This is a genomic window from Micromonospora sp. DT68 (assembly GCF_049847245.1).
In the GTDB taxonomy this organism is placed as follows: Bacteria; Actinomycetota; Actinomycetes; order Mycobacteriales; family Micromonosporaceae; genus Micromonospora; species Micromonospora profundi.
In genome coordinates this window covers 75,615-91,665 of record NZ_JBNCNZ010000017.1, presented here as the reverse complement: position 1 = coordinate 91,665, position 16,051 = coordinate 75,615, and the positions used below count along the sequence as shown (strand labels likewise).

Here is a 16,051-nt window from a genome sequence, read left to right as displayed (position 1 = left end):
GCGTTGCCGTGATCGAGCAGCCGGCGTACACCGGTTTCGGTTTCTCCGACGGGGAGTGGGGGCTGCTTGTCGGCCTGCCTCAGTCGGTGTTGACCGCGGCGAGCGCCGCCGAGTCCGACGGCACCCGCCGGACCATGGCGGAGAACGCGGCAGGACTGGAGACCATCGCCGCCGGCCGGGAGTCGGCCAGCCCGCTGGTCGCCGCCGTGGCCGGCGAGATCGTGACCCGGGTCGGCGACCCGGAGAGCGGTGAGGAACTGCCGGTCATCGCGCCGGCCGACCCGCGCGCGATGATCGACGACGTGCTGGTGCGCGCCGGCGAGGCGTCCGCGTTGCTGGCCGCCCGGGTCGACGAGGGTGAGGCCGGGGCGTACAAGCACTGGCTGGTCAAGATCGCCGAGCAGGTGGTCGGCGCCGCGTCCAGCGGCGGGCTGCTCGGCCTCGGCGGCGAGGCGGTCAGCGACTCGGAGCGGCGCTTCCGCGACCGGCTCGCGCACGTGCTCAACGACTGATCGACGCGTCAGGCGACGTGCCGGCCGGCGCGGCCGGCACGTCGTCGGGCACCGCCGCGGGATCCACGGGTCGGATGCCCCGCAATGCCGCCAACGCCGTCACGGCGCCCAGCAGCATCGCCGCCAGGGCGACGATCGCTGCGAGATGCAGACCGTCGGTGAACGCGAACCGGGCCGCGTGCCGCACCGCCTCGCCCAACTCCGCCGGCAGCCCTCGCGCCACCGCCAGCGCACCTGCCAGGGTCTCCCCGGCCGCGTCCCGGGCGTCCGCCGGCAGCCCGGCCGGCAGGTCGTCGAGGACCTTCCGGCGGTAGATGGCCGCGCCCGCGCTGCCCAGGATCGCCATTCCCAGCGCGCCGCCCAACTCGCTGCTGGACTCGGTAAGCGCGGAGGCGACGCCGGCCTGCTCGGGCGGCGCAGCGCCCAGGACCAGCTCGGTGACGAGTGACATCACCATCACCAAGCCGCCGGCGTAGACGCTGGCACCGAGCAGCAGCAGCCACAGCGGTGTCTCGGGCGTCACCCGGGCCAGCACCACGAAGCCGAGCATCGCGATGCCGAAGCCGGCACCGATCAGGTACGCCCGTTCGACGCGCCGGGCCAGCACGGCGGCGGCCGGGGCGACCCCACCCACGGCGAGTGACGGCACGAGGCTCCACAGCGCCGCCCGCAGAGGGCTCAGGCCGAGCACCAGTTGCAGGTGCTGGGTGGTGAAGACGGCGAAGCCGACGATGGCGAACATCGCCAGCAGGTTGACCGCTAACGACCCGGCGAAGCCGGGCCGGCGAAACAGGGCCAGGTCGATCATCGGGTACGCCCGTGTGCGTTGCCGGTGCACGAAGAGCGCGGCGACGAGCAGTCCGGCGACGATGGCCAGCGCCCGTGCGGCGGTCACGCCGTCGCGGGCCATCTCCTTGATGCCGTAGATCACCGGCAGCAGCGCGGCGAGCGACAGCACCGCGCCGACCCCGTCGAACCGGCCGGCGCCCGGGTTGCGGGACTCGGGCACCAGAGCCGGGGCGAACACCAGCAGCAGGAGCATCGCCGGAATGTTGATCAGGAAGACGGAGCCCCACCAGAAGTGTTCCAGCAGGACGCCGCTGAGCACCGGGCCGAGGGCGATGCCGCCGGTGAGCGTGGCGGTCCAGATGCCGATCGCGGTGCCGCGCTGGCGGGCGTCGTGGAACATGTTGCGCACCAGGGCGAGCGTGGACGGCATCAGGGTGGCCCCGCCGACGCCGAGTACGGCACGCGCGGCGATCAAGGTGGCGGCGCTGTCGGCGTACGCGGCCAGCAGGGACGCCGCGCCGAACGCGGTGGCGCCGATAAGCAGCAGTCGGCGTCTGCCGATCCGGTCGCCGAGGGCGCCCATGGAGATCAGCAGCCCGGCCAGCACGAAGCCGTAGATGTCGAAGATCCAGAGCTGTTGGGTGGCGGTGGGGCGCAGCTCCTCGCTTATGAACGGGACGGCGAAGTAGAGCACCGACACGTCCATCGAGACCAGGAGCAGCGGCAGCATCAGCACCGCGAACCCGATCCATTCCCGCCGGCCGGCGCGGAGTGCCGGGGTTGTCGTCGTCATGCGAACTCCTTCTGCGTATGGCATACGCATTTATGCGTGGACCATACGCAGAACTAGGATGGCGAGGCAAGGAGGACAGGTGACGGCGAAAGACGGCGTGAACGGCCCGGTGATCCCCCCGGCCATCGAGAGCGCGTGGGGCCTGCGCGAGCGGCCACCCAGAGGCCCCCGGCCGGGGCTGAGCGTCCCCGGCATCGTGGAGGCCGCCGTGCGGGTGGCCGACGCCGACGGGTTGGCTGCCGTCTCGATGAGCAGAGTGGCGAAGGAACTGGGCGCCGGCACCATGGCCCTCTACCGGCACATCGCCTCGAAGGACGAACTGCTCCTGCTCATGGTCGACCTCGGGTACGGCCCGGCACCCGAGCCGGCCGCGCCCCAGCACGACTGGCGTGCCGGCCTCACCCGCTGGGCCTGGGCCGAACACGCTGTCCTGCGGCAGCGCCCCTGGCTGCTGCACGTGCCGATCACCGGCCCGCCGATAACGCCGCGGCAACTCGGCTGGCTGGAGGCCGGGCTGCGCTGCCTCGACGACACCCCGCTGCCCGAGGGCGAGAAGATGTCGGTGCTCCTGCTGATCACCGGGTACGTCCGCACCGAGGCAACCCTCACCAACCAGATCGCCGAGGGCAGCCGGGCAGCAGGCGTCAAGCCGGACGAGATGATGCCGGCGTACGGCCGGATGGTGGGCCGCCTCATCGACCCGGTCCGCTTCCCCGCGCTGCACCGGGTGCTGCGCACCGGGGTTCTCGACCAGTCCGACGACCCGGCGGACGAGTTCGCCTTCGGCCTGGACCGGATCCTCGACGGCATCGAGGCCCTTGTCCACCGACGAGCCGCCTAAGGAGGCCAGATGCTGCACCGGGACACCGTCGACACCACAGTGCTGCCGCCAGGAGAGCGGTTCGGGATGTGGCTCGACCTGGTCGCGCGCACCTCGGCGCCACTGCGGATCCAGTCCGCGCACAGTGACGACTTCGCCGCCCGCGCCGACTTCATCGACCTCGGGCCGATCCAGTTGGTGGAATACCGGTACCCGTCGCTGGACGCCACCCGCACCCGCAAGCTGATCCAGCGCTCCGACCCGGAGTTGTACGTCCTCGCCCTCACCACCCAGGGCGTCGGTACCTCCAGCCAGGACGGTCGCCACAGCGAGATCCGGACCGGTGAGTTCACCTTCTACGACGCGTCGCGCCCGCACGTCGTCTGCCACCACGCGAACGAACCGGAACGGGACCGGGCCCACTCGACCATCATGCTGATCCCGCACGCCGCGCTGCCGCTGTCGCCGCAGCGGATCGCCACCCTCTACGGCGGCCGGATGTCCGGCAGCGAGGGCATCGGGGCGCTGCTGGCGCAGTTCCTGCTCCAGATCATCGGGCATCCTGAGCAGTACCACGCCGCCGACGCCCTCCGGCTCGGCACGGTGGGCCTGGACCTGGCCACCACACTGCTCGGACGGCACCTGGTCGCCGAAGACGCGGTGCCCACCGAGGTCCGGCGACGCGCGCTCGTCACACAGGTGCAGGCGTACGTCCACAGGCACCTCGGCAGCCCGGCGCTCACCCCGCAGGTCGTCGCGGACGCCCACCACATCTCGCTGCGCTCCCTGCACAGACTCTTCGAAGGTGAGGAGTCCACAGTGGCGTCGTACATCCGGGACCTGCGGCTGGCGCGGTGCCGGCGTGACCTCGCCGACCCGACGCTGCGCACCCAGCCCGTGCAGGCCATCGCCGCGCGCTGGGGATTCTCCGACAAGGCCCACTTCAGCCGGGTGTTCCGGGCCGCCCACGGGCTGAGCCCGCAGGCGTACCGCGAGGCCCACTCCGATCCGGCGCGGATCGTCAATCGGCAGGCATCCACTGACAACCTGCCCCTGGCAGACTTTCAATCACGGCAGCCGACCTGACGCCCACCGCCCAGCGGAGGGGCTTCCGGTCGACCGCCAACGGGGGCCGCGGCGAGGCGCCCGCCGCCACGCGCGGCGGGCGGCCGCCCGGTGTGGCCTCCGGCGGCACGAGCCGACGCTCCGGCCCTGTCGCCTTCTCCCCAGGATCGCCGGCAGGGCCGGTCAGGCCTTCTCCAGCAACTCCAACACGATCCGCTCGGCCTCCTCACGCGGGGCCCCCGGGTCAAGTGGCGCCACCACCCCGTCGTGGTACAGGTCGACCACCCGGGGATCCACGTACGAGGTCCGGGCCACAGTGGCGGTGTTGCCCAGCAGTTCGGCCACCTCACGCATCACCGCCACGACGGCCTTGCGCCTGGCGGTCACCGAACGCGCCGGGCCGACGGTCGCCAGCTCGGTGGCGGCCAGCACTGTGGCGTGCCAGGTGCGGAAGTCCTTGGCTGTCATCTCCCCGCCGCTGGCGTCACGCAGGTAGCCGTTCACCTCGTCGCTGCGTACGTCGCGCCACTCCCGGCCGTCCCAGTAACCGAACAGCCGGTCGGCCTTGCGCCGGCGGCGGCGCAGGTTGGTGAGCACCTGGCACAGCTCCGGGTCCTCGATACGGCGTACCTGCTCGATGCCGCCCTTGGCGGGAAACTCGAAGACCACGCAGCCACCCCGGGACCGGGCGTGCTCGGGCCGCAGGGTGGACACGCCGAACGTCGGCTCGTCGCCGGCCGCGTACTGGTCGCTGCCGACCCGGAACGTCCCCATGTCGAGCAGCCGGGCCACGGTTGCCAGCACCCGACCCCGCCCGAGCCCCCGACCGCCCAGGTCGCGCCCCACCCGCTCGCGCAGCACCGGCAGCCGGCGGGCCACCTCCAGCACATGGTCGAACTTCGCCTCGTCCTGCTTCTCCCGCCACTGCGGGTGGTACACGTACTGCTTGCGGCCGGCCGCGTCGACGCCCGTCGCCTGGATGTGCCCATTCGGGTACGGCGAGATCCAGACGTCCTGCCAGGCCGGCGGGATGACAAGCTCGCGCAGCCGGGCCAGGACGTCGGCGTCAGTGACCGGGGCACCGGTCGGATCGACGAAGAGCCAGCCCTTGCCGCGCCGCCGACGGCCGTATCCCGGCCGACCCGGATCGCTACGCCGCAACCGCACCGGAGACCCGCACCACCCGTTCCACCTCACCCACGGCCGCCAGCACCTCGTCGAGGTGCACGGCCGCCAACGTCGGGTGGCTTCCTACCCCGTCCCACCTGGGCCAATCCCGGTCGCCAGCCCAGAGGACGCGGTGCCGGGGCCGGTCCGGCGGTGGACCCCAGCGGGCCGGCGGCACCGGCCCGAACAGCACCACCGACGGTGTGCCGTAGCCGGTGGCCAGATGCGCCACGCCGGTGTCCCCGCTGACCACCAGCCGGGCGTCGGCGACAAGCCCGGCCAGCGCGCCGAGGTCGGTGCGGCCGGCAAGCACCGCCTCGGGTGGCAGGCCGGCCTCGTCGGCCACCCGGGCGGCCAGCGCCCGCTCGTCGACCGAGCCGGTGAGCAGCACCAGGTGCCCCCGGTCGGTGAGCGTCCGCGCCAGCGCGGCGAACCGCTCGGCGGGCCACCGCTTCGCGGGGACGTTGCTGCCGGGATGCAGCACTGTGGCCCCGGCGGGCAGCCCGGTCGGCGCGGGCCGGCGCAGCGCGAGGTCAGAGCGGTCGGCCGGTATCCCGTACCAGGACAGCAGCCGGCACCACCGGTCCACCTCGTGCTCGTCGTCGACCCAGCGCGGGCCGTCGGCGAACCCGGCGTCGGCGTTGGCGAAGGCCAACAGCCGCGCGGGACCTGCGGCAGCCAGCAGCCGGTGCGACTGCGGGCCGCGTCCGTGCAGGTTGACAGCGATCCCGGGGGCCGGGCCCGGCCAGGCCGGCCCGTCCAGGCCGGAGGTGTCCACCAGCCTGTCGACGCCGCCGACCAGGTCGACAAGCGGGGCCAGCGCGGCGGGAGCGGCGAGCGCCACCTCTCGACCGGGGTACGCCGCCCGCAGCGCCCGCAGCGCGGGCACCGCCGTGACCAGGTCGCCGACGCCGAGGGCGCGCAGAACGAGGATCACGGGTACGACGTCTCCTGCTCGGCGCAGACCACCAGCTCGCGGACCGCGCAGCCGGGCGGCTGGTTGAGCGCGAACATGATCGCCGCCGCGGTGTCCACGGGGTCGTTGAGGTTGGCGTCCGGCCCCGGTTTGTACTGCGGGTCGCGCTCGTCGAAGAACGCGGTCCGCATCCCCCCGGGAATGAGCAGGGTGACCCCGACCTGACCGGCCAGCTCGGCGGCGAGAGCCCGGGTGAAGCCGACGACGCCGAACTTCGCCGCGCAGTACGCGGTGGCGTCGCTGACCGCCTTGACACCCAGTGTGGAGGCGACAGTGACGATGCGGCCCCCGGAGGTCTGCAGGAACGGCAGGGCGGCCCGGATCACGGCGGCGGTGGCCAGCAGGTCGACGGCGACGATCCGGTCCCAGGTCTCCCCCGGCACGTCGGCGAGGCGACCCGGCACGTCCATGCCGGCTGCGGTGACCACCGCGTCGAGGCCCCCGGCCTGCTCGGCGAGGTGCCGGGTGGCCGCCTCGGCGGTCCGGGTGTCGGCCAGGTCGCACTCCGTCCACGACACCCCGTCGGCCGGCGGCTGCCGGTCCAGCACCAGCGGGCGGCCACCGGACGCGGCGACAGCGGCGACCACCGCCGCGCCGAGACCGCTGGAGCCGCCGGTGACCAGGACTGTGGGGCCGGCGCCGGGGCTCTTCGCGGTCATCGGGTCCCCTCCCGCGTCATCGACGCCGACACCGCGGCCGGTTGCCCGAATGCGGGCTCGGTCCCGGTGGTCCGACCTCCGGAGCGGGCGATCATGTCGGTGGTGGACCTACCGTCCAGATAGGGCACCACCACAGTGTTGCCACCCCAGCGGCGCAGGACCTCCGCCTCGGGCAGCGCTGTGGAGTCCCCGCCGCCGGTGGCGTAGTCCCCGCCCTTGACCCAGACGTCGGGGCGCACCCAGGACAGCACCGCGTCCGGCGTCGGCTCCTCGAAGATCAGGACGGCGTCCACGCAGCCCAACGCGGCCAGCAGCCGCGCGCGGTCACCCTCGGCCATCACCGGCCGGTCCGGGCCCTTGAGCCCGGCGACACTGGCGTCGGAGTTCACGCACACGATCAGGCAGTCGCCCAACTGCCGGGCCGCCTGGAGGGTGGCCACGTGCCCGGCGTGCAGCAGGTCGAAGCACCCTCCGGTGGCCACCACGGTGCCGCCCGCGGCCCGCACCTCGGCGAGCAGCGCCGCGACCGCCGCGACGCCCACCCGGTCCCCGGCGACGCCGGACAGGCTCGTCACCGACCGGGGTGCCCGCGATGCCGTCTCCCGGACCGGTCGCACCGGCGGCGGCAGGGCCGCCGCAACTCCCCCACCTGCCACGTACGCGGACGCCTCGGCGACAGCCGCCTGCACCGCCTCGGAGACAAGCGCGCCGCCGGCCAGAGCCAGACTGGCGGCGGCGGCGAACCGGTCGCCGGCCCCGCAGGTGTCCCCCTCGGCGCTGCCCGGCGTGGGCACCACAAGCGGCGTCGAGCCGGCGTGGCAGAGCAGCGCGCCGTCCCCGCCCAGGGTCACCGCCACCGCGCCGGCCCGCCAGCGCCGCCGCAGCCCCTGGGCGCCCCGGGAGGCGGTGGCCAGCCGCGACGCTCCGGGCAGCGCGGGGACCAGGTCGCGTACCTCCGCCTCGTTCGGGGTGGCCAGGTGCACACCGGGCACGGCGGCCGGGCCGCGCGGGTGCGGGTCCCACACCACCGGCGCGCGGGTGGCGGCCAGCGCGGCCCGCAGCGCTGGTTGCCGTGCCACACCTCGGCCGTAGTCGCTGACCAGCACCGCCGAAGCCGCGCCGATCACCCGCAGCACCTCGTCGGAGGGCTCACCCGGGTCACCGGAGGCGCCGCCACGGTCGTGACGCAGCAGCACCCGGCCTCTCGCCCGCAGACGGATCTTCTCCGGTGTCGCGCCGCGCAGCGCCAGCGGATACACAAGTACCCCGGCGGCGGCGAGCAGCGAGCTGAGCCGCGCGCCGCCGGCGTCGTCGGCGAGCGCGGTCACCAGCACCACGTCGGCGCCCTGCGCGGCCGCGAACACCGCCGCCAGGCCGGCGCCACCGGGCCTGTCGACAGCCGACGTCTCGTCGAGCACCGGCACCGGGGAGTCCGGGCAGAGGCGGTTCACCACCCCCTCCACGTCCCGGTCGAGCAGGGTGTCCCCGACCACCACCACGGGTCCCCTCACGCTTTCCTCCTCATCCTCACGCGTCGACCTGCCGTCCCGTACCGCCGTCGAGCACCACCTCGACCCCGGTGCGCACCGGTCCCCCGGATGGCAGCCGACCGGCCGGCGCGGGCTCGGCCGGCACCGGGCCGGCGGGTACGGCGGCGGCGAGCGCGGCCGGCAGCTCCTGTTCGAGGTACTCGCACAGCAGGTGGCCGGTCACCAGGTGCAGCTCCTGCACGACCTGGGTGTCGGCCGACGGCACGGCGAGCGCCTCGTCGCACACGTCCGCGAGGGGATTGGGTACGGGGCCGGTCAGCGCCCAGGTGGTGAGGCCGACCTCGCGGGCGGCGTGCGCGGCGGCGAGCAGGTTGGGGCTGGCGCCGCTCGTGCTGAGCAGCAGCAGGACGTCGCCCGGACGGCCGTGGGCGCGCACCTGGCGCGCGTAGACGGCGTCGTAGCCGTAGTCGTTGGCGATGGCGGTCACGGCACTGGTCTCGGCGTGCAGGGCGATGGCCGACAGCGGCTGACGGTCGTCGTGCAGCCTGCCCACCAGTTCGGCGGTGAGGTGCTGGGCCTCGGCGGCGCTGCCACCGTTTCCGGCCACCAGCAAGCGGCCGCCGCCAGCCAGCCGGTGCGCCAGGTCCGCGCCCCAGCGCGCCAGTTGCGGCTCACACCGCCGGTACGGCGTCAGCGCCGCGGCGAGGTTGCCAAGGTGGGTGTCGAGCAGGCTACCCGCCGGCATCAGGCCACCACCCGCGTCGGCCGGTGCACCGCCGCCACCTCGCCGTAGATCTCGGCCAGGCGTTCCGCGGTGGCCGCCCACGAGTACCGCGACCGGGCGCGCTCGCTCGCCGCCGTCGCGTACCGGAAGCGCCGGATCCGATCGTCGAGCAGCCGCTGGATGGCGGTGGCCAGGGCGTGCGGGTCGCGGGCCGGCACGAGGTCACCTGTCGTCCCGTCGACCACAGTGTCACGGATGCCGCCCACGGCGGTGCCGACGACAGGTACGCCGCAGGCCATCGCCTCCAGCGGGGTCAACCCGAACGGCTCGTACCAGGGTGCGGCGACCAGCAGGTCCGCCGAGCGGTACCAGCGGCCCATCTCCTCCCGGGGCACCGCGCCGACGAGGTGGACCCGGTCGGCGACGCCGCACGAGTCGGCGAGCGCCCGCAGCCGCCGGGCGTACGGGTCGGTCTCCAGCAGCCCTTCGGGCGGCCCGCCGACCACCACGCATTCGGCGTCCGGGACCAGCGCCATGGCGCGTACCACAGTCTGGAAGCCCTTGCGTTCGACGAGCCGGCCCACGGTCAGGATGCGCGCCCGACCCGGTTCGCGGTCGGCGGCCGGCCCGAGCGGGGTGAACGAGGCGAGGTTGACCCCGGACGGGACGACAGTCATCCGCGACCGGGGCACACCCATCCGGACCAGTTCCCCGACCTCGTCGCGGCACTGGGCCACGACCCGGTCCACCGAACGGCCCAACTCCCGCTCGTAGGAGATGCGCCGGGCCGGGCTGGTGTCCTGCACGCCCTGGTAGCGACGCTTCACGGTGCCCAACGCGTGGTACGTCTGCACGACAGGCACCCCGGTCTGGCGGCCGGCCGTCAACGCCGCCAGGCCGCTCATCCAGAAGTGGGCGTGGATCACCTCGGGGACCCAGTCGCCACCCCGCCACCGTTCGACGAGCCACCTGCTGAACTCCCGCATGTGCGGCAGCAGCGCGTCCTTGACGACCGGCTCGGCCGGGCCGGCTGGCACGTGCACCACGTCGTACCCGTCGGGGGTGCGGACTGTCACCGGCAGGTCGGGGGCGTCGCGTCGGGTGTAGACCCGCACCTCGTGCCCTGCCGCGGCGAGCGCGGCGGACAGTTCCGCGACGTGGGTGTTCTGGCCGCCGGCATCCTCGCCTCCGAGGATGGCGAGCGGGCTGGCGTGCTCCGAGATCATCGCGATCCGCATACTTCCTCCTCCAGCAGCCGGTCCCAGTCAGCGAGGAAACGGTCGAGGCCGTACCTGTCACGCGCGGCGGTCCGCGCCGCCGCGCCCGCCTGACGTGCGGCGGCCGGTTCGGCGATGAACCGGCTGGCGGCGTCGAGCAGGGTGTCCATCCGGGTGGCGAGGGCTCCCGCCTCGGGCGGAACCGCTGTCACCGCCTCGGTGGTGGCGAGCGCGACGACAGGCATGCCGATCGCCATCGCCTCGATGAGGCTCAGCCCGAGTGACGTCCAGCGGCACAGGTGCAGGTACGCGCGCCGCCGCGCCAACTCGGCGTGCATCTGGTCCTGGGGTACGTCGTCGTGGCTGGTCAGCCGGTCGGCTGGCAGCCCGAGGTGGTCGGCGAGGCCGGCGACGCCCATGCCGTACACGTCAAGCGGCGCGATCTCGGCGAAGCGGGGCAGCAGGTCGGTGCCGGTGACCCGTCCCCGCCGTACCGGCTCGTTGATGACCACGGCCAGCCGGTCCAGTTCCCCGGTGTACGACACGGCCGGCGCGACGATGCCGTGGTCCACGACGCTGGTGCGGGTGGCGCCGGTGTCCCAGAAGATCTGGTTGAACCCGGTGACGTGGGCGATGAGCAGGTCCGTGCGGTCGGCCATCGGGTGGCGGGTGTTCGGCACGTCGCCCTTCGGCGTGTTGTGCTCCACGTAGATGGCGGGGACGTCGCGGCCGGGCCGCCGACCCAGCCACTGCTCGGCCAGGTCGACCTCTTCCGGGCGTTGCAGGATGACCACGTCGACGTCGGTGTCCGGCAGGTCGTCGGGGGCGACCTCGACGGCGCTGTCCGGCCAGGGATAGGTGCGGGCCCGGCCGAGTCCGTACGGGCCGCGGTCGGGTGTCGTGGGGATCAGGTAGCGGTGGGCGCCGTGCACGAACGACGTGGTCCAGGAGCCGTGCACGTGCCAGAGGAGGATGTTCATCGGCCGCCACCACTGCTGACGGCGAGCGTCCGGACCGCGTCGACCACCTCGGCCGGGTCGACGCCGCTGAGGCAGGGGTGCCCGGGGACCGGGCAGGTGGCCGCCCGGGTGTCCCGGCAGGCCGCGCCGGCGTCGCCGAGGCGGACTGTGGGCACCCGGTAGGGCCCCCACTGCCCGAAGGGGACAGTCGGTGCGAAGAGGCTCACGACCGGCACCCCTGCGGCGGCGGCCAGGTGCGCGGGGCCGGTGTTGCCGACCACTACCGCCCCGGCGTCGGCCACTATCGCGGCGAGCCCGGCGAGGTCGGTCCGGCCGCCCAGGTCGATGCCGCCGGCCGCCGCGACACGCGCGGTGACCGCCTGCTCGTCGGGGCCGCCGGTGACAAGCACGCGGTGCCCGGCGGCGGTCAGGGCGCCGGCGATCCGGGTCGCCAGCTCGGTCGGGCAGGCCCGGCTCGACGCGGCGGACCCCGGGTGCAGCACCACGTAGCCGGGGTCGCCGGCGTCGACCGGGCGGGGTGGCACGACGTCGGAGCGAAGCCGGAGCACCGGTTCGTCGCCGTCGGGCAGCCGGAATCCGGCGGCGGCGGCGAGGGAGAGCGCGCGTTCGGGTTCGGGTATGCCCACCGGCACCCGGTGACGGATGTCCACGAGGGACCCCGGGTAGTCGTCGCTGATCGCTGCGATCCGTGCGATCCCGGCCATCCGCAGCAGCAACGCCAGCGGCAGCGCGGACTGGTGGAACGACGTGAACACCACCGCCTGGTCGGCGCCGACGGCGGCGAGGCGGTCGGTCAGGGTCCGCATGGCGGCCGGGTCGACGGGCCCCGGCGCGGGGTCGATCCACGGCAACGGATGCTCGACGATCTCGTCGACGCCGGGCAGCAGGTCGGCGGCCGCCCGCCCGCGTGGTCCGCACAGCAGCACCACCCGCTGCGCGCCGGCCGCGACGGCGCGGATCGCCGGCCCGGTGACCAGCACGTCCCCGGCCGAGTCCGAGCGCACCACAAGTGCCGTGCCCACCCGCTCACCGACCCGGGCGGGCCGCACCGCCTCCTGGCGGCGCAGGATCTCCTCCACAGCCGAAGGCAGGTCGCCGGCCACCCACCCGGCGGCGGCGATCTCCTCCGGTCGGGTCACCGGCGTCGGCACCAGCACACCTGCCGCGCCGGCTGCCAGCGCGGCGGCCACGTCGCGGCCGATGTCGCCCACCACCACGCACCGCGACGGGCTCGTGCCCAACTCCCGGGCGGCGGCGTGCACCAGACCGGGTGCCGGCTTACGGCAGTCGCACCCGTCCGCGTCGTCGTGCGGGCAGACCAGCCACGCGTCGAAGCGACCCAGCAACTCCTCGACGCGGGCGTGCACCGCCCGCATCTGCTCCTCGCTGAAATAGCCCCTGGCCAGGCCCGACTGGTTGGTCACCACGGCCAGGCGCAGGCCGGCGGCCCGCAATCGGTCCAGCGCCGCCCGCGCTCCGGGCACCGGCCGCACCTTCTCCGGGTCGCCGTTGTACGGCACGTCCTCGATCAGGGTGCCGTCGCGGTCCAGCAGCACCGCGTCGTACAGGACGCCCGGGGAGGACCCGACAGCGCCCGAGGGGGACCCGACAAACCCGGAAGCGGCCCGGCCAGCACCCGTATAAACCCGGGCTGACCTGCGCTGATACGGATCATCCTGGTCCTGTCGCACAGCCGGCGGGTTCCCGACGCCTTCAGGAGTAAACGTCGTCGGCGGCGCGGTGGGGCGGCGACTGCGCGGCACCCGCGTCGGCCTTACCCGCAGCCCCGGAGAAGCTAACCCGACCTGCCCGTTAGCCGCCTACGCGGCGAGGGTATGGGAGTCCAGTGGCGATAGTGGAGAAAGTGATCGACGCTCCCCCGCAGCAGGTGTTCGACGTGCTTGCCGACGGGTGGACGTACAGCGACTGGGTGGTCGGTACGGCACATGTCCGCGACGTGGACGACGCCTGGCCGCGGGTGGGCAGCCGGCTGCACCACCGGGCGGGGCCGTGGCCGTTCTCGTTGCAGGACGCCTCGACGGTGCTCGTCTGCGAGCCACCGCACCGCCTGGTGCTGCGGGCCGGACTCTGGCCCGCCGGCGAGGCGATCGTGGCGTTCACCCTGGAACCGGTCGACGGTGGCGCCACCCGGGTCCGTCTCGGGGAGGATTTCGCCGCCGGCCCGCTGCGCTGGGTCCGTACGAAGGTCAACGACCTCGTGCTGCACCTGCGTAACCGGGAGACGCTGAATCGGCTTTCCGACATCGCCACCCGGCAGAAGGGGCCGCAGTGACGCGGTCGCGGTGACGAGGGCATACCCGCGCCACGGCCTGCGGCCAGCGCGACGGTGTCCGGGCGGGGAGCCTTTTCAATCCGGATCGGGTAACTGGCTACGCTCTGGGGTAGCCGTGTCCGCAAACCGAGGATGTCCGACATGATCGAACCCGTCCAGCTGCCGTCGCCGTGGCGAGACGCACACCTGACCGTCGTGGTGCCGACCTACAACGAGGCGGGCAACCTCCCGGCGCTGGTCGAGCGGCTGCTCGCACTGCCGCTGCCGGGTCTGCGCATTCTCGTCGCCGACGACAACTCGCCCGACGGCACCGGCGACGTGGCCGACAAGCTGGCCATCGAGCACCCGGAGCGGATCGAGGTGATGCACCGGGCCGGCAAGGAGGGCCTGGGTCGGGCGTACGTGGACGGGATGACCAGGGCGCTGGAGGGCGGCGCGGAGTTCGTGGCGCAGATGGACGCCGACCTGTCGCACCCGCCGGAGGCGCTGCCGGGAATGCTCGGCGCGCTGCTCTCCACCCAGGCCGGCGTGGTGATCGGCTCCCGGTACGTGCCCGGTGGCGAGCTGGACGAGAACTGGCCGCTGTACCGTCGGGCGCTCAGCGGTTGGGCGAACCTCTACGTGCACACGCTGCTGCGGGTGCGGATCCGGGACCTCACGGCCGGCTTCAAGATCTGGCGGGCGGACGCGCTCAAGGACATCGGCCTGCACCGGGTGCAGTCAAACGGCTACAGCTTCCAGGTGGAGATGCACTACCTGGCCACCAAGCTCGGGCACACCATCCTTGAGGTGCCGATCCGCTTCGAGGAGCGCCGCGACGGCGTCTCGAAGATGACCACCGCGACAAAGGTCGAGAGCGCGTTGATGCCGTTCCGGCTGCGCAGCAAGCACCGCAACATCACCGGCTGACCCACGCCCGACCGGCACCACCGCGAGGCGGGCCGGCCGGGTCCTTCAGTCGGGATAGACGGCGCGGTGGGCGGTGGCGATGGCCGCGGCGTAAGCCCGCCCGGTGAGGGCGCGGTCGCGGGCCAGCGCGGCGCGGGCCGCGTTCGCGCCCGGAGCGCCGTGCACCCCTCCACCGGGGTGCGCCGACGCGCTGGCCAGGAAGAGCCTGTCCACCGGGGTGTCCGCGCGGCCCAGGCCGGGGATCGGGCGCAGGAACAGCTGCTGGTACGCGGCGGCGGTGCCACCGCCGAGCGCGCCGCCGACAAGGCTCGGGTTGCTTTTCTCCAGGTCTGCGGGCCCGGCCACGTGCCGGCCGACGACGAGCTGCCGGAAGCCCGGCGCCGCAGCCTCCAGCACGTCCTCCATCCGGCGCACGTGCCCGGCGATGTCCTCGGCCCGCCAGTCCCGCCGAAACGGCAGATGGGTGTACGCCCACAGCGACTCGGTGCCCGGCGGGGAGTGGCTGGGGTCGGCCACTGACATCTGCCCCACCAGCAGGAACGGGTCCCGGGGCAGCTCGCCGCGGGCCAGCTCACCGGCGTAGGAGGTCAACCCGTTGAGGTCCGCGCCGAGGTGCACGGTGCCCGCGCCGGCGACCTGCCGGTTGGTCCACGGCACCGGCGCGGAGAGCGCCCAGTCGACCTTCAGCGTCGAGCCGTCCCACCGGAAGTGCGCCAGGTCCTCCACCAGCCGGCTCGGCAGCACTGCCGCCCCGACGAGGTCGAGGTACAGCGCCGGTGCCGGCACGTCGGCGAGGACGGCCCGGCGGGCACGCCACAGCGTGCCGCCCTCGGTGCGTACGCCCATGGCGCGGCCTCGGGCGGTGAGCACCCTGTCGACGCGGGCGCCGTAGAGGATGCGGCCGCCGCGTTCCTGCAACCGGGCCACGAGCGCCTCGGTGATCCGCCGCGCGCCGCCGTCGGGCACCGGCCAGCCGACCTGCTGCCCGAGCATGGCCAGCAGCCAGCCGTACACGCCGGAGCCGGCCTCCTCGGGCGACAGGTCGGTGTGCAGGGCGCAGCCGGCGAGCAGCGCGGGCCCGCCGGGGCCGTCGAACAGTTCGTCGCCGAGCTTGCGGACCGGCACCACAAGGCGCCGGGCCAGCCGCAGGGCGCCCGCGATCCGCAGTTGGCGCAGCAGGCCGAGCCCGCCGCGCACCGGCGGGAACGGCGTGGTGATCGTGGTGAGCATCGGGTCGGCCACGTCGAGCCAGTCGCTGTACGCGTCGAGCCAGCGCTTGCCGTCGCCGGGTGCGAACTGTTCGAGCGATGCGGCAGTGACGTCCGGGTCCCGGTTCACCACCGCGGCCCGGCCGTCGGGCAGCAGGTGCGCCAGCACGTCAGGTGCGTGACGCCAGCGCAGCCCGTACCGGTCCAGGCCGAGCCCGTGCAGCACTGGTGATGCGTACCCGAGGGGGTAGAACGAGCTGTAGAGGTCGCTGAGGTAGCCCGGAGCGGTCACCTCGGCGGACTGGACAGCGCCGCCGGGCACCGCCGTGGCCTCCAGCACCACCACGTCCCATTCTGCGTCGGCGAGCAGGTTGGCCGCGACGAGACCGTTGTGGCCGGCCCCGACGACGACGGCGTCCGCGCTCTGCGCGCCGGTGGTGGTCATCGGA

Annotated in this window: 15 protein-coding genes; 5 read left to right on the top strand and 10 right to left on the bottom strand. The window is 74.0% G+C overall.

The window, feature by feature from the left end; translation table 11 throughout:
- Nucleotides 1-8 precede the first annotated feature (8 nt).
- On the top strand, nt 9-512 hold the full coding sequence (locus tag ACPXB1_RS25365; protein WP_355595606.1) for a hypothetical protein: 504 nt from the start codon (nt 9-11) through the stop codon (nt 510-512).
- Here the strand turns inward: ACPXB1_RS25365 and ACPXB1_RS25360 are convergent.
- Nucleotides 502-2,094, bottom strand: a complete 1,593-nt coding sequence (locus ACPXB1_RS25360; protein WP_355595608.1) for an MFS transporter — start codon at nt 2,092-2,094, stop codon at nt 502-504. The two genes, ACPXB1_RS25365 and ACPXB1_RS25360, sit on opposite strands and share 11 nt — an antisense overlap.
- A 79-nt stretch (nt 2,095-2,173) precedes the next feature.
- Between ACPXB1_RS25360 and ACPXB1_RS25355 the strand changes: the two genes are divergently transcribed.
- Together ACPXB1_RS25355 and ACPXB1_RS25350 are read left to right on the top strand one after the other, a co-directional pair.
- Complete coding sequence (locus ACPXB1_RS25355) at nt 2,174-2,935, top strand: TetR/AcrR family transcriptional regulator (RefSeq protein ID WP_355595610.1); 762 nt, start codon at nt 2,174-2,176, stop codon at nt 2,933-2,935.
- A 9-nt stretch (nt 2,936-2,944) separates the two neighbouring features.
- Complete coding sequence (locus ACPXB1_RS25350; RefSeq protein WP_355595612.1) at nt 2,945-4,000, top strand: helix-turn-helix domain-containing protein; 1,056 nt, start codon at nt 2,945-2,947, stop codon at nt 3,998-4,000.
- Between the two features lie 162 nt (nt 4,001-4,162).
- On the opposite strand, the gene ACPXB1_RS25345 is transcribed toward ACPXB1_RS25350, so the two are convergent.
- Genes ACPXB1_RS25345 through ACPXB1_RS25310 form a run of 8 tightly spaced genes read right to left on the bottom strand, consistent with a single transcriptional unit; the run spans nt 4,163 to nt 12,883 of the window.
- Nucleotides 4,163-5,146, bottom strand: coding sequence for a DNA topoisomerase IB (locus ACPXB1_RS25345; RefSeq protein ID WP_355595614.1), 984 nt, complete (start codon nt 5,144-5,146; stop codon nt 4,163-4,165).
- Complete coding sequence (locus tag ACPXB1_RS25340; protein ID WP_425735883.1) at nt 5,130-6,083, bottom strand: glycosyltransferase family 9 protein; 954 nt, start codon at nt 6,081-6,083, stop codon at nt 5,130-5,132. The genes ACPXB1_RS25345 and ACPXB1_RS25340 overlap by 17 nt, the downstream gene beginning before the upstream one ends.
- Nucleotides 6,080-6,781: an SDR family oxidoreductase gene (locus ACPXB1_RS25335; protein WP_425735882.1), complete on the bottom strand. Its 702-nt coding sequence runs from the start codon at nt 6,779-6,781 to the stop codon at nt 6,080-6,082. The genes ACPXB1_RS25340 and ACPXB1_RS25335 overlap by 4 nt, the downstream gene beginning before the upstream one ends.
- Nucleotides 6,778-8,292, bottom strand: a complete 1,515-nt coding sequence (locus ACPXB1_RS25330; RefSeq protein WP_355595620.1) for a PfkB family carbohydrate kinase — start codon at nt 8,290-8,292, stop codon at nt 6,778-6,780. Before ACPXB1_RS25330 ends, ACPXB1_RS25335 begins: the two co-directional genes overlap by 4 nt.
- Nucleotides 8,293-8,308: 16 nt before the next feature.
- On the bottom strand, nt 8,309-9,019 hold the full coding sequence (locus ACPXB1_RS25325; RefSeq protein WP_425735888.1) for a D-sedoheptulose-7-phosphate isomerase: 711 nt from the start codon (nt 9,017-9,019) through the stop codon (nt 8,309-8,311).
- Nucleotides 9,016-10,233, bottom strand: coding sequence for a glycosyltransferase (locus ACPXB1_RS25320; protein ID WP_355595622.1), 1,218 nt, complete (start codon nt 10,231-10,233; stop codon nt 9,016-9,018). Before ACPXB1_RS25320 ends, ACPXB1_RS25325 begins: the two co-directional genes overlap by 4 nt.
- Nucleotides 10,218-11,192: a glycosyltransferase family protein gene (locus ACPXB1_RS25315; RefSeq protein WP_355595624.1), complete on the bottom strand. Its 975-nt coding sequence runs from the start codon at nt 11,190-11,192 to the stop codon at nt 10,218-10,220. Before ACPXB1_RS25315 ends, ACPXB1_RS25320 begins: the two co-directional genes overlap by 16 nt.
- Nucleotides 11,189-12,883 (bottom strand): HAD-IIIA family hydrolase, encoded by a 1,695-nt coding sequence (locus tag ACPXB1_RS25310; protein ID WP_425735881.1) that lies wholly within the window; start codon nt 12,881-12,883, stop codon nt 11,189-11,191. The genes ACPXB1_RS25315 and ACPXB1_RS25310 overlap by 4 nt, the downstream gene beginning before the upstream one ends.
- A gap of 155 nt (nt 12,884-13,038) precedes the next feature.
- On the opposite strand from ACPXB1_RS25310, the gene ACPXB1_RS25305 reads away from it, so the two are divergent.
- Together ACPXB1_RS25305 and ACPXB1_RS25300 are read left to right on the top strand one after the other, a co-directional pair.
- Nucleotides 13,039-13,485, top strand: coding sequence for an SRPBCC family protein (locus ACPXB1_RS25305; RefSeq protein ID WP_355595628.1), 447 nt, complete (start codon nt 13,039-13,041; stop codon nt 13,483-13,485).
- Between the two features lie 141 nt (nt 13,486-13,626).
- Entirely contained in the window at nt 13,627-14,394 is a 768-nt protein-coding gene (locus tag ACPXB1_RS25300) for a polyprenol monophosphomannose synthase (protein ID WP_053653488.1), read from the top strand.
- 45 nt (nt 14,395-14,439) lie between these two features.
- Here ACPXB1_RS25300 and ACPXB1_RS25295 read toward each other — a convergent pair whose 3' ends face one another.
- On the bottom strand, nt 14,440-16,047 hold the full coding sequence (locus ACPXB1_RS25295; RefSeq protein WP_425735880.1) for a phytoene desaturase family protein: 1,608 nt from the start codon (nt 16,045-16,047) through the stop codon (nt 14,440-14,442).
- Nucleotides 16,048-16,051 lie beyond the last annotated feature (4 nt).